The 20874-nt window shown below is 69.9% G+C and carries 18 protein-coding genes and 4 pseudogenes; 13 read left to right on the top strand and 9 right to left on the bottom strand.

The window, feature by feature from the left end; all coding sequences use genetic code 11:
- Positions 1 to 136 precede the first annotated feature (136 nt).
- Positions 137 to 1795 carry a catalase gene (locus ACOBQB_RS06320; RefSeq protein ID WP_423589437.1) on the top strand — a complete coding sequence of 553 codons (1659 nt, stop codon included), beginning with the start codon at positions 137 to 139 and terminating at the stop codon, positions 1793 to 1795.
- Between the two features lie 67 nt (positions 1796 to 1862).
- Here the strand turns inward: ACOBQB_RS06320 and ACOBQB_RS06315 are convergent, their stop codons facing one another.
- Positions 1863 to 2384 carry a DUF1360 domain-containing protein gene (locus ACOBQB_RS06315; protein WP_423589435.1) on the bottom strand — a complete coding sequence of 174 codons (522 nt, stop codon included), beginning with the start codon at positions 2382 to 2384 and terminating at the stop codon, positions 1863 to 1865.
- 74 nt (positions 2385 to 2458) lie between these two features.
- Between ACOBQB_RS06315 and ACOBQB_RS06310 the strand changes: the two genes are divergently transcribed.
- Entirely contained in the window at positions 2459 to 2767 is a 309-nt protein-coding gene (locus ACOBQB_RS06310; protein WP_423589433.1) for a hypothetical protein, read from the top strand.
- A gap of 226 nt (positions 2768 to 2993) precedes the next feature.
- Here the strand turns inward: ACOBQB_RS06310 and ACOBQB_RS06305 are convergent, their stop codons facing one another.
- Entirely contained in the window at positions 2994 to 3482 is a 489-nt protein-coding gene (locus ACOBQB_RS06305) for a DUF5709 domain-containing protein (protein ID WP_423589432.1), read from the bottom strand.
- Between the two features lie 190 nt (positions 3483 to 3672).
- Between ACOBQB_RS06305 and ACOBQB_RS06300 the strand changes: the two genes are divergently transcribed.
- A complete protein-coding gene (locus ACOBQB_RS06300; protein ID WP_423589430.1) occupies positions 3673 to 4137 on the top strand; it encodes a DUF6098 family protein in 465 nt (154 codons plus the stop codon).
- 89 nt (positions 4138 to 4226) lie between these two features.
- Here ACOBQB_RS06300 and ACOBQB_RS06295 read toward each other — a convergent pair.
- From ACOBQB_RS06295 to ACOBQB_RS06285, 3 genes and pseudogenes are all read right to left on the bottom strand, one after another.
- Positions 4227 to 4673: pseudogene (locus tag ACOBQB_RS06295) on the bottom strand (SPW repeat protein); the annotation flags it as partial.
- Positions 4674 to 4851: 178 nt separating this feature from the next.
- Entirely contained in the window at positions 4852 to 5250 is a 399-nt protein-coding gene (locus ACOBQB_RS06290; RefSeq protein ID WP_423589428.1) for a DUF2795 domain-containing protein, read from the bottom strand.
- A gap of 71 nt (positions 5251 to 5321) precedes the next feature.
- Positions 5322 to 6464 (bottom strand): Vms1/Ankzf1 family peptidyl-tRNA hydrolase, encoded by a 1143-nt coding sequence (locus ACOBQB_RS06285; protein WP_423589426.1) that lies wholly within the window; start codon positions 6462 to 6464, stop codon positions 5322 to 5324.
- A gap of 531 nt (positions 6465 to 6995) precedes the next feature.
- On the opposite strand from ACOBQB_RS06285, the gene ACOBQB_RS06280 reads away from it, so the two are divergent.
- The gene (locus tag ACOBQB_RS06280) at positions 6996 to 7394 is read left to right on the top strand and encodes a hypothetical protein (protein ID WP_423589424.1); all 399 of its coding nucleotides are present in this window, start codon (positions 6996 to 6998) and stop codon (positions 7392 to 7394) included.
- Between the two features lie 150 nt (positions 7395 to 7544).
- Here the strand turns inward: ACOBQB_RS06280 and ACOBQB_RS06275 are convergent, their stop codons facing one another.
- The 3 genes and pseudogenes from ACOBQB_RS06275 to ACOBQB_RS06265 form a co-directional block, all read right to left on the bottom strand.
- The gene (locus ACOBQB_RS06275; protein WP_423589422.1) at positions 7545 to 8816 is read right to left on the bottom strand and encodes a phosphatase PAP2 family protein; all 1272 of its coding nucleotides are present in this window, start codon (positions 8814 to 8816) and stop codon (positions 7545 to 7547) included.
- 240 nt (positions 8817 to 9056) lie between these two features.
- On the bottom strand, positions 9057 to 9602 hold the full coding sequence (locus ACOBQB_RS06270; RefSeq protein ID WP_423589420.1) for an EF-hand domain-containing protein: 546 nt from the start codon (positions 9600 to 9602) through the stop codon (positions 9057 to 9059).
- Positions 9603 to 9668: 66 nt separating this feature from the next.
- Positions 9669 to 11034: pseudogene (locus tag ACOBQB_RS06265) on the bottom strand (phosphatase PAP2 family protein).
- Positions 11035 to 11287: 253 nt separating this feature from the next.
- Here ACOBQB_RS06265 and ACOBQB_RS06260 point away from each other — a divergent pair.
- The 9 genes and pseudogenes from ACOBQB_RS06260 to ACOBQB_RS06220 all read left to right on the top strand — a co-directional run.
- Positions 11288 to 12532, top strand: coding sequence for a serine hydrolase domain-containing protein (locus tag ACOBQB_RS06260; protein WP_423589418.1), 1245 nt, complete (start codon positions 11288 to 11290; stop codon positions 12530 to 12532).
- Positions 12533 to 12678: 146 nt separating this feature from the next.
- A complete protein-coding gene (locus tag ACOBQB_RS06255; RefSeq protein ID WP_423589416.1) occupies positions 12679 to 13434 on the top strand; it encodes a DUF5707 domain-containing protein in 756 nt (251 codons plus the stop codon).
- Positions 13435 to 15001: 1567 nt separating this feature from the next.
- A complete protein-coding gene (locus tag ACOBQB_RS06250) occupies positions 15002 to 15490 on the top strand; it encodes a hypothetical protein (protein ID WP_423589415.1) in 489 nt (162 codons plus the stop codon).
- Between the two features lie 103 nt (positions 15491 to 15593).
- Positions 15594 to 17120: an amino acid permease gene (locus ACOBQB_RS06245; protein ID WP_423589413.1), complete on the top strand. Its 1527-nt coding sequence runs from the start codon at positions 15594 to 15596 to the stop codon at positions 17118 to 17120.
- An 83-nt stretch (positions 17121 to 17203) separates the two neighbouring features.
- Positions 17204 to 18004, top strand: coding sequence for a GNAT family N-acetyltransferase (locus ACOBQB_RS06240; RefSeq protein ID WP_423589412.1), 801 nt, complete (start codon positions 17204 to 17206; stop codon positions 18002 to 18004).
- Between the two features lie 38 nt (positions 18005 to 18042).
- Positions 18043 to 18228 (top strand): annotated as a pseudogene (locus ACOBQB_RS06235) (IS5/IS1182 family transposase); the annotation flags it as partial.
- Between the two features lie 276 nt (positions 18229 to 18504).
- Positions 18505 to 19191, top strand: coding sequence for a hypothetical protein (locus ACOBQB_RS06230; RefSeq protein WP_423589411.1), 687 nt, complete (start codon positions 18505 to 18507; stop codon positions 19189 to 19191).
- Positions 19169 to 19456 (top strand): hypothetical protein, encoded by a 288-nt coding sequence (locus ACOBQB_RS06225; protein ID WP_423589410.1) that lies wholly within the window; start codon positions 19169 to 19171, stop codon positions 19454 to 19456. The genes ACOBQB_RS06230 and ACOBQB_RS06225 overlap by 23 nt, the downstream gene beginning before the upstream one ends.
- Before the next feature lie 9 nt (positions 19457 to 19465).
- Positions 19466 to 19603 (top strand): annotated as a pseudogene (locus ACOBQB_RS06220) (transposase); the annotation flags it as partial.
- A gap of 34 nt (positions 19604 to 19637) precedes the next feature.
- Here the strand turns inward: ACOBQB_RS06220 and ACOBQB_RS06215 are convergent.
- On the bottom strand, positions 19638 to 20798 hold the full coding sequence (locus tag ACOBQB_RS06215) for a magnesium and cobalt transport protein CorA (protein ID WP_423589409.1): 1161 nt from the start codon (positions 20796 to 20798) through the stop codon (positions 19638 to 19640).
- Positions 20799 to 20874: the final 76 nt, after the last annotated feature.

The following is a 20874-nucleotide window of genomic DNA, read 5'->3' as shown; positions in this document are numbered from 1 at the left end:
TGGGTGGGTGGGTGAGTGCTGGGCGGGTACCCGGGCGGCTCCGACACCAACAGCTGAGCGGCGCCCGGAGGGCAACACGCTTAGCTTGATGAATAGCAGCAAAAGGGACAAATCGGGCTGAAGGAGTCGACAGATCGTGACGGACGTATCGAGCAAGGGCCCCGCTCCGGGTGACGACCGCAAGACGCTCACCAACCGGCAGGGCCACCCGGTCTACGACAACCAGAACCAGCGCACCGTGGGCGCCCGCGGCCCGGCGACGCTGGAGAACTACCAGTTCCTGGAGAAGATCAGTCACTTCGACCGCGAGCGCATCCCCGAGCGCGTCGTCCACGCCCGCGGCGTGACCGCGTACGGCTACTTCGAGGCGTACGGGAAGTTCGGCGACGAGCCCATCGGCCGCTTCACCCGCGCCAAGCTCTTCCAGGAGGCCGGAAAGCGCACGGACGTCGCGGTCCGCTTCTCCACGGTGATCGGCGGCCGCGACTCCTCCGAGGCGGCCCGCGACCCCCGCGGCTTCGCGGTGAAGTTCTACACCGAGGACGGCAACTGGGACCTCGTCGGCAACAACCTCGGCGTCTTCTTCATCCGGGACGCCATCAAGTTCCCCGACGTCATCCACGCGCTCAAGCCGGACCCCGTGACCTTCGAGCAGCAGCCCCGGCGGATCTTCGACTTCATGTCGCAGACCCCCGAGTCCATGCACATGCTGATCAACCTCTTCAGCCCGCGCGGCATCCCCTCGGACTACCGCCACATGCAGGGCTTCGGCGTCAACACGTACAAGTGGGTCAACGACGAGGGGAAGACCCTCCTCGTCAAGTACCACTGGATGCCCAGGCAGGGCGTGCGCAGCATGACCGAGGAGGACGCGGCCAACGTACAGGCCGAGGGCCTCGGACACGCCACCAAGGACCTGTACGAGGCGGTCGCGCGCGGCGATTACCCGGAGTGGGAGCTGCTCGTCCAGGTGATGGAGGACGGCGACCACCCCGAGCTGGACTTCGACCCGCTCGACGACACGAAGACCTGGCCCGAGCAGGACTTCCCGCCGAAGCCCGTGGGCCGGATGGTGCTCGACCGGATGCCGGAGAACTTCTTCGCGGAGAACGAGCAGATCTCCTTCGGCACCGGCGTGCTCGTGGACGGCCTGGACTTCTCCGACGACAAGATGCTGGTCGGCCGCACCTTCTCCTACAGCGACACCCAGCGCTACCGCGTCGGCCCCAACTACCTCCAGCTGCCCGTCAACCACGCCAAGAACGCCGACGTGCGCACCAACCAGCGCGACGGCCTGATGACGTATCACGTCGACGGCGGCGGCGAGAACCCCATCGTCAACTACGAGCCGTCCATCACCGGTGGCCTCCGGGAGGGGCAGTACCCGACCCACGACGAGCAGGGGCCGGAGATCCACGGCAGGCTTACGCGCAAGCGCATCCCGCTCACCAACGACTACCTCCAGGCCGGCCAGCGCTACTGCCTGATGGAGCAGTGGGAGCGGGACGACCTCGTCAAGAACTTCGTCAACCTGCTCTCCCAGTGCCCCCGGGAGATCCAGGAACGGATGGTCTGGCACTTCCTGCTCGTCGAGAACGAGCTGGGCCTCAAGGTCGGCGAGGGGATCGGCATCACCCCGAAGGACGTGGCGCACCTCCAGCCGCTGGCGAGCCAGGACCTGACCGACGAGGACCGCAAGCGGCTCGCGAACCTCGGCGACAACCCGCCGCGCGACGTCAGCGGTCTGACCATGACGCACTGCGTCCCCAACGAGCGGCACACCGTCACCCGCTGAGGCGTGAGGCTTCGGTGACCTGAGTGGCCGGCCGCCTCGCGCGGCCGGCCACTCACGCTGCGCGCCGTCAGCCCTCGGCGTTCTCCTGCGTCCAGGTCCAGGCGTACTGGAGCCAGTCGGCGAGCGTCATGGCGCTCAACGCCGCGCCCACCAGCCGGGCGCCGCGAGGGGCGAGGACATACGCGCCGACAAGGCCCGTCGCCGACCACGTCGACGCGCAGAACGGGCAGGTCGCCAGCTCGCCCACCGCCTGCTTGACGGCGTTGCCGCCGAGGGGCTCGTCCATGACCTCGCCCGCCTTGGTGTCCTCCACGCGGCGGGTGACGGGCGCCCGCAGAAAACCGGTGATCTTGGCCTTGGTGAGCAGCCGGGCCGTCTTGTACGTCGCGACGCCCAGGAGCAGCACGTCCCACGGCGGCACCCGCTCCGGCAGGGTGACACCGCGTCGGCGCGCCAGCACCGCGAGAGTGCCGGTGGTCGCCGCGAAGGCCATGGCGAGGGTGGCGTACCCAGCGAGGGGCACGGTGTCCCGCTCGTCGTAGCGCTGATAGCCGCGGCAGCGGTGTTCATGGGTTTCGTCGGCCGTCATGACGCCTCCAAGAAGTGCGGTGGATTCTGCGCGATGGATTCCGCGAGGACACGATCAGCGAAAAGGAGGTTCTGATGGCCCGACGCACGACGTACGCGGTGGCGGCCTCCGGGCAGTGGATCGACGAGGAGGAGGGCCGTCGGCGGCTGCCCGCGGGCGAGGCGCACGCCTGGCGGCCCGGCCGCAACGAGACCGTCTGCGGACTCTCCCTGACCAAGTCACAGCTCACGCGCTTCCCGCACGTGCCGTGGACGGACGCCCTCCCGGAGTCCGGCGGCGCCGCCGACCGCGTACGGCGCCTGTGCCCCAGATGCGCCTCCGTGGCCGGCCGTGCCGGGCCCGACGCGCGTCCCCACTGGCGACGGGAGAACCCGCGCCCGTGAGGGGCGCGGGTAGAAGTCCGTCCCCGTCCCAGGGCTGGAGAACCGGTCGGCGCCCTGGCCGTCCCTGGCCGGGGGGCCTGGCCGGCGATCCGGGACCGACGCGCGGCGCCCGGGGCGGCGCGGGAACCCGCGCCCGTATGGGGCACGGGGGAATCCGCCCCAGGCCGGGAGACCGGCCGGCCCCGCGGTGCGGGGGCACCGCGTCGCGTGACGGCCACCGGGGGCCTCAGCCCCGGTCATCGGGGGCTGGCGGCAGGTCCTCCTCGGGGATGACATGGACCGCCGCCTCCTCCGCGGACGCCGCGCCGCCGTCGATGCCCTCGTCCGTGGCGACGACCTCCTTCGTGGTGTCCGTGTGCGCGCCCTCGTCCGGGGCCACCAGCCGTCCCGCGCGGTCGCCGCCGGCCTCCGGGTCGATCGGCTCGCCCTCGCCGCCCGGCAGATCGCCGACACCGTCCCCCGCGGGCGGCTCCGTGTCGGGCACCTCCTGCCGCAGCCGCTCGTCGAGCGTCTCGCCCTCGTGCTGCTCCGCCGCCGTGGTGCCGGTCTTGTTCACGCCCAGCGGCTTCTCCGGCGGCGAGTAGCCCTCGTCGAGCATGTCGTCGTAGCCGCGCTCGTCCAGCGTGTCCTGGAGGTCCAGCGGCGCCGCGTCCTCCTGCTCCTCGTTGTCACCGGTGGGCTGGTAGGCGTCGTCCGCCATGTTCTGGTCGCTCATGACTACCTCGTGCTGTGTGTTCCGGATGGTCGCGCCCGCCCACTGATGGTCGCGCGCCGGTCTTCCGAAGTGCCCGCGACACACTCCTCCAAACGATCTGACCGTGCGACCTGCTCCATCGGGGTATACGGGGCATACGGGGTATACGGGATATGTCTGAAGGTGTCGAACAAGGAAAGCGACCTCCTGGATGAGCTGTTCGGACGGCGACCTGCCGGTTCTCCATACCCTGCGGGAACTGGCCCGCCTCGTGGAGCGGCACGAGGGCCTGCACGAGGGCCTGTACGTGCGCTGGTCCCGCGGGCCCGCGACGGACCTCGGCAAGGTGATGAGCAGGGACGACCTGACGGGCGTACGCATGCCCGGGCTCTCGGCCAATCCCCTCGGCGTCGAGCCCTGGTGGGAGGACCGCCCCGTCGAGCTGTGGGTGGCACGCCGACTGCACGACTACTCGCACCTGCCGCGCGAGAAGGGGCCCGGGGTACGCCCCTGGATCCTGCTCGGCCACGAGTGCGCCCGCGGCCCGGACAACGAACCGCTGGTCCAGGACGTCGAGCCGCTGGCCTGGATCGACGCGAGGATGATCGACGAGGCCCGCGAGGAAGTGGCCCGCGAGGCGGGCCCCTGGGGACCGCTGCGGCGTACGAGCGGCTGACCAGCGACTGACACAGGAGCGCGCCCCTGGCACCGCGGTGCCAGGGGCGCGCCGTGGTCCGGCCGCCCGGCGGTCAGCGGGGGCCGGCGGTAGGCCTTCGCCCTGCCGTGCCCGGCGGAGTCGGACTTGTCTCCCCGGGCGGCCATGGCGGCGGCCAGGGCCAGCAGCAGCATCACCGCACCGGTGATGACATTGCTGACCACGGACCTGGTGGTGCTGACGTCACCGGCGATGACCCACGGCGCGACGATCGTCCACACGCCGAGGGCGCAGCAGGCCCACGCCATGCTGTGGGTGCGCTCGTAGGCCCGCCCGAAGCCGCCGCTCATGAGCAGGGCGTAGGCGATGCCGACGATCAGGTTGGTGACCGTCAGCCGCGTCAGGCCGTTGAAGCCCGCGATCCACGGGGAGGCCGCCAGGTAGAGGCCGGTGAGGAACGCCAGCGTCTCGACGGCCTGGACCTTGGGCGTGCTCGCCGCGCGCTCCGCCATCTCGTGGCGTTCGCGTATGTCGACGATGTCGGGGTGCGTTTCCATGGAGGACTGCGTCCTGGGGGACGTTGATGACATGACGTCCACCTCCAGCTGAGTGGTGGTTCGGAGTGCTTGGTTCGGGGTGCGGACGGGGCCACGCGCGTACCGCTGTCGCGCGGCCGGACCAGGGCGGGGACTCAGGGCAGCGTGTCGGTTTCCGTGACTGCCCGGGCTGTGGGGACTATCCGGTTCCCAGGGCGCGTACGGCATCGGTCACGCTGTCGTACGTCGTTCCCTCGGGCAGCCGCCGTACCGCTCGCAGCGCGGAGTCCGGCGCATGGTGCGCCTCCAGCGTCGTCAGCAGTGTCTGCCGGTCGGCCGGGAACGTACCGCGCTCCAGATGGCGGCTCAGCTCCAGACGTGTGGCTTCGGCCTCGGCGGAGGAGCGGGCACGCTCCCGTTCCTCGCCCGGCGGCGGGACGGGACCACTCGGGTCCACGGTCACGTCGTCGTCGGCCGGCGGCTCGGGGTCGTTCGCCTCCTCGACGTGTGTGCGCTGACCGGAGCGCAGATAGCCCTCCAGTTCGTGCTTCAACTCGTCGTCCTTGCGCGGACTCACCGGGTTGCTGCCTCGGTCCACGGCAAGCACCTCCCTTTCTCGCGGGCACAGGGGTACGGGGGTCCCGGATGTTCCGGGTGTCCCGGGTGTACCTATGCCGCACTCGGCTCGTACGACCAGCGCAACAGGGCGCCGAGTCCTCCTGCCGGAATGTCGTCGCTCACCTCCTCGAAGGGGATGATCAGCACGTCGGCCGAGGTGGCCGCCGCGGAGCGCAGCAGCGCGTCGTCGGCGCGTACGGGGACGGGGGAGCCGTCGCCGAGGGCGTCCGCGTCCGTCCGGCGCACCGCCACCTGGTCCGGCTCGGGACCCGCCCACATCTCCTGGTGCAGATCGGGGCCTCCGGGCCGCACGAGGAGGGTGTCGATGCGGTGCTGCCGGGCGGCGTCCACCACGGCGGGCACACCCTCCACGGCGTCCGTCGGCCGGTCGGTGCCGACACGGCCCGCCCGGAAACGGTCGAGCGTCTGCTCGACGCGCCGCTTCAGGCATTCCTGCCGGGCGTTCTCGATGGCCTCCTCCAGCGCCGTGGAGCCGGAACCGGCGGCCCGGCCGCCGTGCTCCGTCTCGACCGTGACGGCCTTGACCTCCTCCGGGAGCTTGTCGTGCACCGAGCGCCGCTCACGCGGGTCGCCCACCAGCACCACGACGTCGGCGCCGGACTCCTCATGGGCGGCGGCCAGCGCCTCGGCGACCTGCGCGGCGTTGTGCTCCCAGGTGTTCTCCACCTTGAGCTGGAAGTGCCGCTCGGACCAGTCGGACGTCGCCGTGCGGTGCACCGGCCACTGCTCGCCCTCCACGTGCCCGGAGTCCTGCGGGCGGCTCCCCGCCTCCCGGAGCTCGAAGTCGGCGCCGGTACGGTCGATGAACGCCACGAGGCACACGGGGTCCTGACCGGCCAGCTCCAGCAGCGGCGCAAGCCGTGGCAGCGGGGCCCAGGAGGCCGACGACGCCTGCGGCCGCCGGGACAGGCGGTGGCCGAGCACCACCTCACCGCCGGTGGCGAACAGGGCACGGCCCGCCGGGTCCTGTGCGGGCGACAGCCCCGTCAGGTCGGCGCGGACGGCTTCCGTGGTGGCTTCGTCGGCGCCCTGCTGCTCCAGGGTGCGGCAGACGTCCCGTATGGAGAGCTCGCGCCGTTTGGCGCCGGACTCGTCCGCCTGTCCGGGATCGAAGTACACGGTCGCCCAGGGGCCGGGATGGTCCAGGAGCGGTTGCAGAAACGAAAGGCGCATGGTGGCTCCGGGTTCCAGTCGGTGGTGTCGTTTCTCCTGGCCGTCGGGCCAGGGAGCGAAATGATCGCCTCCTGCATAGCCGGTACCCCCCGCAAAAGGGGGCAAACTACCTCACATGCCTCGCGGATGGACCACGACAACCTCCGCATTCGCACGGTGTGGCGACGCCGGCGGCCCAGGGGCCACACCGGTCGGATCAATTGTCGCGCTCAGTCGACCGTCACCGCCACGCGAGGGCGGGCAGGACAGGGGGCTCCCCGCACATTCCGGTGGGGTGGACCGCCGCAGCGCGGGTACTCCGCCCTCCACACCGTCGGCTGCGCAGCTGACGTGAGAGGCGGTCCTCTTCAGCCACCAGCTCGCCCCTGACGCCATGGACCCGGAGGCGAAGCGCAAGCCGGGACCAGGAGATCGGGCTCATCGAGGAGGACCTTCGAGCCGAACAAGCAGTACCTGCGCGAGCTGCTCGACACGCAGGTCCGAGGGGGAGCACCCCGGCCCCGCCCCGCGCGAGAAGTGAGGGGGCCGCAGATGTCCGAACTCCTCACGCCCCACGCCGGGGACGACCGCGCCGCCGACAACGACGTGGTCTCGCTGCTCATGTGGCAGCACGGCGGCATCCGCAACCTCTTCGACGAGGTGGAGAAGGCCACGGGCGACGAACGGCGGGACGCGTTCCGCCGCCTGGTGCGGCTGCTCGCCGTGTACGAGACCGCCGAGGAGCGCTACGAGCACATCCGGCGCAGCACCGACGCCGCGAACCTCGCCGCCATGGCCAAGGCCGTCAAGGCGGCGGAGGCCATGGCTCCGACCCGCCCCCACCCGGGCGTGGAGTCCGGCGCGGCGAACATGGAGCTCGGCCCGGCCGCCGCGCTGATGGACCGCACGAAGGACGGCGTACGCAAGGCGACGGGCAAGAAGGGCGGCTGACGCACGGACCCCACGCGCCCGCGCCTGGCCAGCCACGACCGGACCGCTCGACGGTGTCCGGCGAGCGCTGAGAACGCGAAGGGGGAGCGGGGCGGAATACCGCCCCGCTCCCCCGGAAGCGCTCAGCCCCCCCGCCTGGACCGGCCTGGGTCAGACGAGCTCCGGCTGCGGCTCCAGCGGCTTCGCCGGTGCCGCCTTCGGCTCCCACAGCCTGGCGGTCCGCATATAGCCGTAGACCACCGAGGCCATCGCCACCAAGAGAAGCGGTCCGAACAGCCACGGATACCTGGCCATCTCCATCGGCAGATAGCGATAGGAAACGAGGAACGCGGTGAAGACGACCGTGCCGTAGACGACCAGTTGAATTCCCGCCCGGTCCCAGCCCCGGTCGTATGCGCGCAGCGCCGCGTCGATCGTGTACGCGAACACCACACCGGCGACGATATCGGCGCCGTAGTGATATCCGAATCCCAGCGTCGCGCCCAAGGTGGCTATCAGCCAGAAGACGCCCGCGAAGCGCAGAACGCGTGGACCCCGGCGGGAATGGATGAAGATCGTCGTCGCCCACGCGGTGTGCAGGCTGGGCATGCAGTTGCGCGGGGTGATCTCGTTGAACGGCATGTGCTGCGGGGTGACGACCGCGGGCGGCGTGTTCGGCCACAGGTCCGCCACGGCCCAGTGTCCGCCGTCGGTGCCGTAGGCGAAGATCGGCCCGACCACCGGATAGATCATGTAGATGCCCGGGCCGAGCAGGCCGATCACCAGGAAGGTGCGCACCAGGTGGTGGCCGGGGAAGCGGCCCTCGGACGCGACGTTGCGCAGCTGGTAGAGCGCGACGACGACCGCGGCCACCGCGAGCTGGATGTAGACGTAGTCGAGCACGTGGGCGCCGACCGCACCGGTGGCGTCGACGATTCGGCCCGCGACCCACGACGGGTTGCCGAGCGCGTGGTCGGCGGTCGCCACATACTGGTCGAGCACCTGCGGGCGGGTCTTCGACGTGATGAGCAGCCACGCGTCGCCGGTCTTGCGGCCGGCCACGAGGAGCAGGCCCAGGCCGACGCCCTTCAGCAGCAGGAGGCGTTCCGGGCCGGTGCGGCGGGTGACGGCGATGACCGCGCAGCCCATGATCACCCACAGGGCGCCGTTGCCGAACATCATCTTGGCGTCGACCACCCACCGCACCAGGAAGAAGACGATGTCGATGCCGACCGCGGCGCCGATCGCGATGAACCGCTGCCGCCAGGGCAGCACCACCAGCATCAGGGCCATGCTGGCGTACAGCAGCGGCCCCGATTTGGGCGCGAATACCACCTCGCGCGCCTGGTTGGTGATCGGCCCGGGCACGCCGTAATGCCGCGCGGCGATTTCCAGCGCGATGAGGAAGGCGAGGGTCACCACACCCGCCGCGGTCCACAGCATCGGCTTGGGCTTACGCCATGCGGCGAACAGGGTTCTGAAGTTTTCGCGCGAGAGTATTCGCGATGATGTAGTCAGCAATTGTTTGGCCGATGTTTTCTAGTGAAGGGCGGCGGGTCGGGGCGGGCATCGTGACCCAGAGCATGTTATAGGAGCGGTACGACGGGTCCGGCGGGTGCGGTCGATGCTCAGGGATCGCCCAAGGATGGCTCAGGGATCGCCCAGGGGTCGCTCAAGGATCGTTCAGTGGATGCCGAGGAAGATGCCGCCCGGCGCGTGGAGACCGTCGTTGTTGAGGTGGAAGGCGCGGAGCGCGCGGGCGATCTCGCGCTGCGAGAGGTAGGAGTCGCGGTCCAGGTCGAGGCGCTGGAAGACCAGCGGGGCGTCCTCGCCCGAGACACCACGGAAGGCGAGGTACGCGGCGAACTCGTCGCTGCTGATCTTCTTGTCGCCGTCGGAGTCCAAAACCACGAAGAGCGCCTTCGCCAGGTTCTCCAGCAGGTCGGGGCGGTCCGAGTCGTAGCCCACCGCGCGGTGCGCCGCGACGTACTCGTCCTGGGACAGCCGGAACCGTCCGGGCGCCGACTTCGCCAGGAGGCCCAGCCACTGCGCCCAGTACGCTCCCGCCAGCGCCGCGAGCCGTGGGTCGTCCGGAGCGAGCGCGTAGTTCTCCGCGTACGCGTCCACCGTCCGCTGGTGGTCCTCCCAGGTGACGAACCCGTCGTCGTCGGTGTCCAGGACGGCGAAGAGCTGCCGGAACCTTCGCGCGATCGGATCGAGTCTCGCCATTCGTCCCTGTCCTTCCGCTCCTTGTGCCGGAGCCGCCGGAGGGCCACCGCACACGGTCGTGGTGTATCAGACGCGTTGCGGCGCCCGAAGGTTCACCGACGGTAGCCCCGGTGCGGCCTTCGGCTCCCACGGCCGGGTCGTCCGTACGTAGGCGTAGATCACTGAGGCCATCGACAGCAGGACGAGGGGTCCGAACACCCACGGACGCGCGGCCATCTCCAGCGGCAGGTAGCGGTACGCCACCAGGAGCGCGGCGAAGACGGTCGTGCCGTACGCGACCAACTGGATTCCCGACCGGTCCCAGCCGCGGTCGAACGTCCGCAGAGCGCCCTCGACGGTGAGCGCGAACACCACGCCGGCGACGAGGTCCACGCCGTAGTGGTAGCCGAAGCCCAGCGTCGCGCCGAGGGTGGCGATCAGCCAAAACGCCCCCGCGAACCGCAGGAGGCGGGGGCCCTTGCGGGTGTGGACGAAGATCGCGGTGGCCCATGCCGTGTGCAGGCTGGGCATGCAGTTGCGCGGGGTGATCCCGTCGTACGGCACCGGGTGCGGGACACCGACCGGCGGCAGCGTGTGGGGCCACAGGTCGGCCACCGCCCACTCCACGCCGCCGGTGCCGGAGGTGCCGGGACCGTAGGCGAAGATCGGCCCGACCACCGGGAAGAGCATGTAGATGCCCGGCCCGAGCAGGCCGATCAGCAGGAAGGTGCGCACCAGGTGGTGGCGGGGGAAGCGGCGCTCGGCCGCCACGTGGCGCAGCTGGTACAGGGCGACGACGATCGCGGCGACCGCCAGCTGGGCGTAGACCAGGTCGAGTACGTGCGTGCCGACCGGGCCGGTGGCCCTGAGCAGCCTGCGCCAGCCACGACGGGTTGCCGAGCGCGTGATCGGCCATGGCCACGTACGGGTCGAGCACGGTCGGGCGGGTCTTCGACGTGATGAGCAGCCACGCGTCACCGGTCTTGCGGCCCGTCACGAGGAGCAGGCCCAGGCCGACGCCCTTCAGCATCAGGACGCGTTCCGGTCCGGTGCGGCGCGTGAGCGCGACGACCGCGCAGCCCAGGATCGCCCACAGCGCGCCGTTGCCGAAGTACTGGTCCTCGGGCACGTCGGCGTCGACCGCCCACCGCACCAGGACGAAGACGATGTCGACGCCGACCGCGAAAGCGGCCGCGATGAACCGCTGCCGCCAGGTGAGCACCACCATCATCAGCGCCAGACCGCCGTACAGCGGCCCCGGCTTCGGCGCGAAGATCACCTCGCGCGCCTGAGTGGTGATCGGCCCCGGTACGCCGTGGCGGCGCGCGACGATCTCCAGGGCGATCAGGAAACCGAGGGCGACCAGGACCGCCGCGGTCCACAGGATCACGCGGGGTGCGCGCCACGTGGGGCGCTCGGGTCCGCGGTCCGTCCGCGGCGATATTCGCGACATAACAGGTATCAATGGGCCGGCCGTTTTGTGAGATGTGTTCCTGTGGACCCCGGCCACGCTATCGGACGTGACACCGGCCGCCCGTGACGGGAACCGACGTGAGGCGTTGGCCCTCATGCTCCATGGGATCGGGGACAGTACGCGGTGATCGCCTCTCCCCGGCCCGCACGGCACACCGCACGCGTGTGCCGCTGTTCCGCCGAGTCGAGAACGAGGAAGCCACGTGCCCCAGTTGACGCACCGACGTCTGGTCATGAGCGCCACCCTGATCGCCGCCCTCACCGGCGTTCTCGCCCCCGCCACCGCGGCCTCCGCGACACCGGCGGCCCCCGCGGCCCCTACGGTCCCCGCCCCCACGGCCCCCTCCGCACCCGCTCCCGACATGGACGGGGTGACCGCGGCCCTGAACGCCGCCATGGCCAACGGAGCTCCGGGTGCGATGGCCCGCTTCACCGGACCCGACGGCGTCCGGACGCGCACCGCCGGTGTCCGCGACCGCGTCTCCGGCGCGGCCATGGACACCACCGCACGCTTCCGCATCGGCAGCGTCAGCAAGACGTTCTCCAGCGTCGTACTGCTCCAACTGGTCGACGAGGGACGGCTGAAGCTCGACGCGCCGGTCAACCGCTACCTCCCCGGGCTGCTGCCCGACGACCGCATCACGGTCCGCCACCTGCTCACCCACCGCAGCGGCCTGGCCGACTACACCGACGCCATGTTCGCCAAGACCGTGCCCGGCTTCGAGGCCGTGCGCAACCGCGTCTTCACCTACCAGGAGCTGGTCGACCTCTCGCTGGCCGAACCCCGCACCACCCAGCCCGGCGCGGCCTACAAGTACTCCAACGCCAACTTCGTCGTCGTGGGCATGCTCATCGAGAAGGCCACGGGCACCACCGTCGCCAAGCAGTACGAGCAGCGCGTCATCAAGCCACTGAGACTGCGTCACACCTCCTACGTCCACCCGCGGGCCCGGATCGCGGGGACGCACGTGCGCGGCTACCTCCACCCCGACGAGGCGGGGGCACCGCTCGTGGACTCCACCGAGCAGACCGCTTCCTGGGCGCAGACGGCCGGCGCGGTCATCTCCGACCCGGCCGACCTGAACACCTTCACCACCGCGCTGATGCGGGGCAGACTGCTCTCGCCCCGGATGCTGGACGCCATGACCACGGTCACCCCGACCGACACCACCCAGACCCGGTTCTACGGACTCGGACTGCGCCGCTACGACCTGTCGTGCGGAACCCAGGTCTACGGACACACCGGCACCGTCCAGGGCTACTACACCTACGCCTTCGCCACCCGTGACGGCCGCCGCGCGCTCTCCGCCATGGCGAACACCTCGAACCGGGGCGCGGCGAACACGGCGCTCGGCGGGACGCTGGAGGCGGCCTTCTGCGGGAAGAGGACCACGCGGGCCGCGTCGTCGGCGTCGGCCGAGGCGCCGCGCACGCCCTCCGGCCGGCCGGCGGAGGCCGACCTGCCCGAACACCGCTGAGGTACCGGACACGGCACAAGGTTGTACGGGGCGCGCGTGGCGATCAACACAATGATGAACTCGCCGTGAAGAACGTAAGGTCATTGCGTTCACAACAACATTGCCGGGCAGTCCATTTGACCCGGCGTCATCCCGTGGGGGGATTCATGCGCCACCGCATCCGTATCGCCGTGCTCAGCTCGGCCCTGGCCGTGACCGGCTTCGCGGCACCCAACGCCTTCGCCGCTCCGTCCGGCGACGTGACCATCGATCAGGTCACCGTCAACGGCGGCAAGCCGATCGTGCTCGGCACCACCGCCGCGAAGAGCTTCTCGGTCTCCGTGACCGCGTCGGACGACTCGGGCATCGACGAGGCCGACATCACGCTGTACGGCCCGAACTCCTCGATGGCGCTGCCGTCGTCGGCGCCCACGTGTGAGGCGTCGAGCGGGACGACCTCGACGTGCACCGCGAAGTTCACGCTCGACCCCGACACCGACTTCTACGACAACAGCCCGGCCGGTGCCTGGTACGTCGACGCGCTGGTGACGGCGAACGACATCGACACCATCCTCGTGGAGAAGGCCGGCGCCTTCAAGGTGCAGCGCCTCTCCAAGCTGACGGCGAACGCCTCGCCGGAGCCGATCCAGAAGGGCAAGACGCTCACCATCACCGGCGCGTTGACCCGCGCCAACTGGGAGACCCACAAGTACGCGGGCTACACCAACCAGTCCGTGAAGCTGGAGTTCAAGAAGAAGGGCACGACGACCTACACGGCCGTGAAGACGGTGAAGTCCGACACCAAGGGCAACCTGAAGACCACGGTCAAGGCCGCCAGCGACGGCTACTTCCGCTGGAACTTCGCCGGCAACTCGACGACTCCGGCGGTCAAGGCCGCCGGCGACTACGTCGACGTGCGCTGATCACCGCGCAGTAACCCGCTCGACCTCTCGGCAGGTGCGGACGTCCCCGTCCGCACCTGCCGTTCGCGTCGCGGGGCCCGGCTCACCGCTCTCCAGGCCGCACACTTCCGCCCGCAATGACGTCTGCTCACCGTCAGTGACTACCGCTCCGAACTGGCCGAATGATCCCGCGGCTGTAAGGTCGCCACCAGGACACCCGTGCACGCCTGAACGCAGTGCCCCTCACGGCGCCCGCGCACCATCGGCGTGCCCCAACTCGCCCCACGGGCAAGCGGCTTACCCATCGGTCCCGCAACGCCATCGCCGCGCTGAAGGGTTGGCGGTGCGCTCCCATCCGGTGGCGGTGGCCTCGGTACGACAAAGGGCGGCATCGGCTTCCCCGGAGAAGATCGTGTCGCTCCGCCGTCCTGAGCGGACATGGGCGGACCTCTGGTGCCCCGTTCCCCATGCCCCGTGAGCACGCGGCCGCGAGCGTCCGAGCCCCCGGGCGGCGCACCGTCCGAGTGCTGCGGTCGGCGGATGCGGTCACGGATGGCGACGCCGGCCTGTCGCATGGCCGAAACCTGTAGCTGGGCAACTGAACAATCTCGGGATTCTCTGGTCATGCGCCTCTCCAGGCACTTAAGTACCTGTCGGGCACTGGCTACCGGCCGAAAGTGGGAGCCACCGGCCCGGTGCTGCGCCGGCGGCCGTCGCCACCCCGCTCGCCGGCCCGCACAGCTGTCCCTTGCTTGACCGTGCCGCCCGTCCCGACTGTCCCGAGGTTCCTCTGCCTATGCTCGCCCGTGCACACCGTTCGGTGTCGTGCTCACATCACCCGGCGAGCCGCAGCGCACGCCCTGCGCGGCCGGGCCGCGCCACCAGGTCTCGGCAGCGCCGTCCGAACCGGCCGGTCGCCGCGTGAAGGGATACAGAGCGAGAAGACGCCGAGCAGCGGAGTGCCGCCTTCCGGTGGCCCCGGCGGCTCCGGCTGACGGCTCCCAGCGGCCCGCCTTGTGCCCGGCCGGCCGAGGGGTGCGCTGATGGAGAGTTCGAACCCGGCCGGCCAGGCGAACCCGGCCGGCCGAGACGCAGACCTCTATACGGCAGTGCAGGACATCCAGGCGGGTTACTGGATGCAGATGCGGCAGGTGCTGGCCCGGACGGGCAACTGGCCGCAGTGGACATCCCGCACCCAGGTCCTTGGAGTTGTCGCAGCTCGGGCCAACGTTGTGGAGCTGTGGCTGAAAGAGGAACCGGAGAGCCTCGCCGCCCGGGTGATGTACGCCAGAGTCGCCACCGAACGGGTGCTGCAAGCCCACCGAAGGAACTGGGCGCGTGACTACCGCCGGGCAGGGGACCTGGAGAAACTGGTGGCCAGGGCCCGGGACGCGTGCCACAAGGCGAGCGAGGGGAATCCCGACGACGCGGTGCCCTGGATCTGCCGCCTGGCCCTGGCCGAAGCGGACACGACCGGACGCTACCCGGAGCATCACGTGGCGCCACCACCCCATGAGTATCTGCTGCCCGGCGGGCCATGGGGCCTGCTGGGGGAAGCGCACCGGCGAGGTCCGTTCAACCGCGAGGCATGGCACCGCATGTCCCAGGCGCTCCAGGCCCGCCCGGGCCGGCGGGCCGCCAGGCCGTCGCGACGGACTTCGCCCGCTGGACGGTCTCCTTCGCGCCGCCCGACTCGCCACTGCTTCTGCTGCCTCTCTACGCCCGTGTGCAGGAGCACCGGGAGCGACGGGAGAACGGCGCTGAGGTCATGCTGAATCTCCTGTGGACCAGAGAGGACACCACCCGGGCCGTCACGCAGGCATTCGAGGGCTGGTTCCGGAAGTGCGATCCGGCCACCAGTTCCCAGCTGGACCTGAACTACCTCGCCTACTCCTTGGCGAGGGGCGGCTTCGCCCAGTGGGCCACCGAAGTGTTCGATGCCATCGGAGACTTCGCCACTCCTGCCCCGTGGCAGTACGACACCCGGCACCCCGACGGCCAGTGGCGGAAGGCGTTCGAGGAGGACCGCGTCGCCTGCCTGAGATCCCACCCGCGGCGTTCGGGAGAACATCCTTGACCGCCGGCCAGCCCTCACGGGCGGGCGCCGCCACGTCCCGTCGACGGCCCGGCAGCCACCCGCCTGCATCCCCCCTGCTTCAGCCTTCCTGTGCGGAGAACCAATGACTTCGGTAAGAGCACCGCGCCAGCAGCCGATCCCGGTCGACGACGACGGGGAGGACGCACGCATCCTCCAGTCGCTGGGCTACACCCAGCAACTCCACCGCCGGATGGGGGCTTTCGGCAATTTCTCGGCTTCCCTGTCGGTCATCTCGATCATGTCGGGGACCTTGCTGCTGTTCGGCTACGGCCTGAACTCGGGAGGCCCCGCGGTGATCACGTGGGGGTGGCTCGCCGTCGGGCCGCTGGTGTTGTGCCTGGCCGCGTCCCTGGCGGAGATCACCTCCCGATACCCCACCAGCGGCGGCCTGTACTACATGGCCCGCCAGCTCGGAGGGGAGCGGTGGAGCTGGTACACCGGCTGGCTCAACCTCCTGGGCCTGCTCGGCGGAATCGCCGCCCAGGACTACGGCATCGCCACGTTCACCGCCGCGTGGATGAACCTGCAGTTCGGTTACACGCCGACCCCGGGCTCCCTGCTGGCCCTGTACGCGGTCATCCTCGCGCTGCACGCGGTCCTGAACCTGTTCGGCACCCGGCTGATGAACATCTTGACGTCCCTGAGCGCGTGGTGGCACCTGGCAGGGGCCGTCGTCATCGTCGGCGCCCTGGCGTTCCTGCCCTCCCACCACCAGTCGGCCGGCTTCGTCTTCTCCGAGTTCACCAACAACACCGGCTGGAGCGCACCGGTATACGTGATTCTGCTGGGCATGCTGCTGCCGGTGTTCGCCCTGGCCGGTTACGACACCTCGGCCCACTTGAGCGAGGAGACCAACCACGCCTCCGTCGCCGCGGCTCGCGGGGTCTTCCGCTCGGTGGCGGTGTCCTGGATCGCCGGCGGCATCCTGCTGATCACGCTGTTGTTCGCCGTCCAGGACTACACCGCGACCCTGGACAGCCCGACCGGTGTACCAGTGGCGCAGATCCTCCTGGACGCGCTGGGCATGGCGGCGGCCAAGGCCCTGCTGCTGGTGATCATCGTGGCCCAGTTCCTGTGCGGATACACCGTGACCGCCAGCGCCAGCCGGATGATCTACGCCTTCGCCCGGGACGGTGCCCTGCCCGGATCGGGACTCTGGAAGAAGATCAGCCGCCGCTCCGCCATCCCCGCCAACGCGGTCTGGCTCGCGGTCGCCGTGGCTTTCGTGCTGGCGCTGCCGTCCTTGTACTCCTCGGCGGCATTCGCCGCGGTGACCGCCATCTCGGTCGTGGGATTCACCTCGGCCTACGCCATCCCGGTGCTGCTGCGACTGCTCCACCGGGACCGGTTCACCCCAGGGCCCTGGCACTTGGGCCGCTGGAGCCTGCCGATCGGCTGGGTGGCGGTGGTGTGGGCGGCCGCGGTCACGGTGCTGTTCCTGCTGCCGCAGAGCAGCCCGATCACCGCCACCACCTTCAACTACACCCCCGTCGCCGTAGTGGTGGCCTTCCTCATAGCCGCCCTGTGGCGGCGCTTCGGACGCGACTCCTACCACGTGCCCCGCTCCAGTTCCCCCACCGAGGACGGACAGTTCGAAGGCATCATCTGATGACAGCGACACCGCGCGCTCCCGGCACCGGAGCGCCAACGACCCCAACGACCCCAACGACCCCAACGACCTGCGGGAGCACGGTGACCGGCCTCACGGAGTCCATCGAATCGGCACAGCAGCTCACCGTGGCCTGGCGTGCCCTGGTGCTCGACCGCGATGCGGACGCGGATGTGCGCGACCTCCCCGGCATCGCCGTCCGCTGGGCCGACTGCCGATTCTCGTTCTACAACTGCATCACGCTGACCGACCCAGGAGCAGGAGCCGATCTCGTCGCACAACGCCTGAGCCAGGCGGCGGACATCATGCGCACGAAGAAGCACCCGGGCTTCCTGTGGCTCTTTGAGGGCCTCCTCGACGACGACGCGCGCACTGCGCTGACCACGGCGGCCGAGCAGGCCGGCTTGCAGTACGCCTTCCCCGGCAGGGGCATGGCCGGAGACCTACTGCCCATCCCCGACCCGGTCCACCCGGACCTGACCTTCGTGCGGGTGCGCACCGACGAGCACCTGCGGGCCTACGCGGACCTCCAGTCGAGGGCCTACGGGTTCCCCCTGGAGGAAGGCCGCGACGGTCTGGTCGGATCCGCGCACTGGAAGAGCGAGATGTACGCCTACCTGGGCATGCGAGGCGACGTTCCGGTGGCGTGTGCCGCGACGGTCGAAGCGCAGGGCCGCCTCTTCGTCGCCTTCGTCGCCACCGACCCGCAGTGGCAGCGTAGGGGCTATGGCGAGGCGGTCACGCGCAAGGCGCTTCACGAGGGCGCCCGAGCCACCGGGCTGACCCGCGCCACTTTGCACGCGACCGTCGCCGGGGCCCCCGTATACCCGCGCATCGGTTTCACGCCGAACTCACCGATGCGCTTCTACACCTTGCGGGAGTGAGTGAGGCTACAGCCCGCGCTTTGGCGTCTCGTGCTCGACGGTGTGCCGAGGTCGGGTCCTCCGGCCGCAACTACCGGTTCTCGGCGACCGTGCGGGTCATCTTGGACGCCGATACACGCCTTGTGATCGCAGCGGCCCGGCCGGTGCCGGGCACCGCCGCGGGCGCGCACGCCTGGCGGGCCACCGGCCTGGCCGCGTACTCCGGGACCGGTCTCCATGCGCCCCGCGCCTGCGGCGTGCGGCTGGATCCCGTGCGGGTTGGAGCACGGGGGACGAGTAGGAACTGGTCGCCGGATTACCACCGAGGCCGTACTGGGCGCCGCAGCGGCGTTACGCGTCGGCGGGGGTCCGATATCGCTTGGAGCACATCGGCAGGCCAGTCGCTGACGCGATACCGTCGGCCTTTGGCGCAGCCGGGACCGATGGTGTGAAAGGCATCTGAGTTTCGCAGCCAGGGGCTAGCCTCAGTGCATGGGGTCAGTTCCGCCGACCAGACCGGCGTGGTGATCGCGCTCGACGGCGCGCAGCCGGAGGACGACCGGCCGGGACCGACTGTGCCGGGCCATCAGGGATACCGTCCGCCCTGGATCTTCCTCAAGAACGGCGGCTGGCGGGGCATGCAGGAGGAGACTCTGAGCGGGGGAACGGTCTGTGCACTCAACCCGTATTTCGTCCGTGTCGTGCTGATTCCGACGCATCTTCCCACGCTGGAATGGGATGAGAAGATGCCCGGAGAAGAATATATGAACTATGACGCGCATCTGGATCGGATCACGGCTACCGTGCAGGGATACCGGCTGTTCGTGGACGTGAAGCAGCTTCTCCGAATTCCAGCGGCGTCCGCTCCCGAGTCGGTCAGGAGGCACGGTGGGGGCCAGTTCTCGGGAATCGGTGGCCTCCAGCACGATCGGCAGCCCGTCCAGCGCTTCGTGCAGCGTGTACTGGATGCCATGGTCGCTTCGTACTTCAGCCAGATCGCCACTGCGTTGACAGTGCGGGATTTCTTGAACAATTACCGCGGTACCCGTCTCGACCTTGCCTCTCTGGTGGAGAACGAACTCAGAGAGTGGGGAGTGGAATCCAAAGGTACCCATCTGGGCGAGTTCCGCGCGGAGGACGAGGCGCTGAACGAGATGCTGCAGAAGCCGACCCGACGTCGTGCGCATGCGGGCGGAGAAGCGGCGTAAGGATCTGGATCTCGCGGCCGACATCGAGGCCCTCGGCCTTGACAACGTCATGGTGCTCAGAATGCTCAAGGAGATCACTCAGGCGCCGGTACCGCAGTTCATCAGTGGGGCAGACGTCTCAGCATTTCTTGAGACGCAGCCGGTCTCTCGCCTCGAAGGGCTCCTGGAAAAGATGCGCAACCTGAACCCGGGTATCGGGACCGAGAATACGGAGCAGCCCGCACTGCCCCAGACGGACGCCGACGCGGACGACATGAAGGAGTGAGACACGGCGAACCAGTCCACCTGGGACCCGGTGCCGGTGCAGCGGCGGATCAACAAGGACGGCCGGATGTCGGCCGCAGTGGCCCCGCAGTACTGCGGGGCCCCGGGTAAACGGGCGAACTGCCAGGTCGCGGTCAGGGTCCACGCCGCCCACTTCATGCCCGAGGCGGGTGGCCGGACCTCTACAGCCAGTCCCGCTTCTTGAAAACCACGTACAGGCTCGAACACACCACCGCCATCAGCAGGATCGCGAAAGGGTAGCCGTACACCCAGTGCAGTTCCGGCATGTGGTCGAAGTTCATGCCGTAGATCGTTCCCACGAGTGTGGGAGCAAACAGAATGGCCGCCCAGGAGGAGATCTTCTTGATCTCCTCGTTCTGTTCGAAGCCCGCCTCCGCCAGTGCGCGCATCTCCGCGTTCTGCTGCTGCGTCACCAGGGTCGAGTTGACCGTGAGGATGTCGGTCAGGGCCTGGCGGAAGCCGTCGACGCGTTCGCTGGTGTGGGTGACGTGGTCGGCCACGTCGCGCAGGTAGCGCTGGAGTTCCTCGTCCGTGCCGTACTTCGCGAAGCCCGCCATCAGGGCGTGCAGCATGCCGACCAGGGGGCGGGTGGCGCGCTGGAACTCGACCATTTCGCGGGAGAGTTCATAGATGCGGCGGGAGACCTCGGGGTCGCCGCTGAAGACCTCGGTCTCGATCTCGTCGATGTCGTTCTGGACGCTGGCCACGACCGGGGCGTAGCCGTCCACCACCGCGTCGAGGATCGCGTAGAGCACCGCTTCGGGGCCCAGTGTGAGGAGCTCGGGGGTCGCCTCCATGCGGCGGCGGACCGCCGAGAGGTCGGGGGCCGCGCCGTGCCGCACCGTGATGACGAAGTCGGGGCCCACGAAGACGTGCAGCTCGCCGAAGTCGACCTCCTCGGGGGCGTCGAGGTAGCGGGCGGCGCGCAGGACGACGAAGAGCGTCTCGCCGTACCGCTCCAGCTTCGGGCGCTGGTGGGCCTCCATCGCGTCCTCGACGGCCAGCTTGTGCAGGTCGAACTCGGCGGCGAGCGACAGCAGTTCGGCTTCGGTCGGCCGGGTGAGGCCGATCCAGGCCATGCCGTCCCGCTGTTCGCGCAGCTCCCGGAAGGTGTCCGCGAGGGAGGACGGCGTCGCCACGCGGACCCCGCCCTGGTACAGCGCGGCCTGGATGACGCTGTCCGCCTCCCTCTGGTCCCCGGCGGCCCCGGCGGATGCGGGCGGCTTCGGGTCCGCAGAGGGTGGGGCCGCCGGGGGCCGTGTCGCGCGTCGCCACGTGTGCTTCTTCGCGGTCGATGCCGGACGGACTCGGCGCTCCGCCATGCTGGCCGCCTCCAGGTCGTGTCGAACGTATGTCTAGATGGCCACGGAGTAGGATATACGCCCCAAAAGACCCGGA

Source organism: Streptomyces sp. G5(2025) (assembly GCF_049542075.1).
GTDB lineage: Bacteria > Actinomycetota > Actinomycetes > Streptomycetales > Streptomycetaceae > Streptomyces.
Note: the sequence above shows the minus strand (reverse complement) of the source record. Positions and strands in the feature narration are given on the sequence as shown.

Bases quoted from the DNA above. Each gene is read 5' to 3' on its own strand.
- ACOBQB_RS06315 (WP_423589435.1), bottom strand. From the start codon at position 2,384: ATGACGGCCGACGAAACCCATGAACACCGCTGCCGCGGCTATCAGCGC.
- ACOBQB_RS06310 (WP_423589433.1), top strand. From the start codon at position 2,459: ATGGCCCGACGCACGACGTACGCGGTGGCGGCCTCCGGGCAGTGGATC.
- ACOBQB_RS06305 (WP_423589432.1), bottom strand. From the start codon at position 3,482: ATGAGCGACCAGAACATGGCGGACGACGCCTACCAGCCCACCGGTGAC.
- ACOBQB_RS06300 (WP_423589430.1), top strand. From the start codon at position 3,673: ATGAGCTGTTCGGACGGCGACCTGCCGGTTCTCCATACCCTGCGGGAA.
- ACOBQB_RS06285 (WP_423589426.1), bottom strand. From the start codon at position 6,464: ATGCGCCTTTCGTTTCTGCAACCGCTCCTGGACCATCCCGGCCCCTGG.
- ACOBQB_RS06280 (WP_423589424.1), top strand. From the start codon at position 6,996: ATGTCCGAACTCCTCACGCCCCACGCCGGGGACGACCGCGCCGCCGAC.
- ACOBQB_RS06275 (WP_423589422.1), bottom strand. From the start codon at position 8,816: ATGCTGTGGACCGCGGCGGGTGTGGTGACCCTCGCCTTCCTCATCGCG.
- ACOBQB_RS06270 (WP_423589420.1), bottom strand. From the start codon at position 9,602: ATGGCGAGACTCGATCCGATCGCGCGAAGGTTCCGGCAGCTCTTCGCC.
- ACOBQB_RS06260 (WP_423589418.1), top strand. From the start codon at position 11,288: ATGAGCGCCACCCTGATCGCCGCCCTCACCGGCGTTCTCGCCCCCGCC.
- ACOBQB_RS06255 (WP_423589416.1), top strand. From the start codon at position 12,679: ATGCGCCACCGCATCCGTATCGCCGTGCTCAGCTCGGCCCTGGCCGTG.
- ACOBQB_RS06250 (WP_423589415.1), top strand. From the start codon at position 15,002: ATGGCACCGCATGTCCCAGGCGCTCCAGGCCCGCCCGGGCCGGCGGGC.
- ACOBQB_RS06245 (WP_423589413.1), top strand. From the start codon at position 15,594: ATGACTTCGGTAAGAGCACCGCGCCAGCAGCCGATCCCGGTCGACGAC.
- ACOBQB_RS06225 (WP_423589410.1), top strand. From the start codon at position 19,169: ATGCGGGCGGAGAAGCGGCGTAAGGATCTGGATCTCGCGGCCGACATC.
- ACOBQB_RS06215 (WP_423589409.1), bottom strand. From the start codon at position 20,798: ATGGCGGAGCGCCGAGTCCGTCCGGCATCGACCGCGAAGAAGCACACG.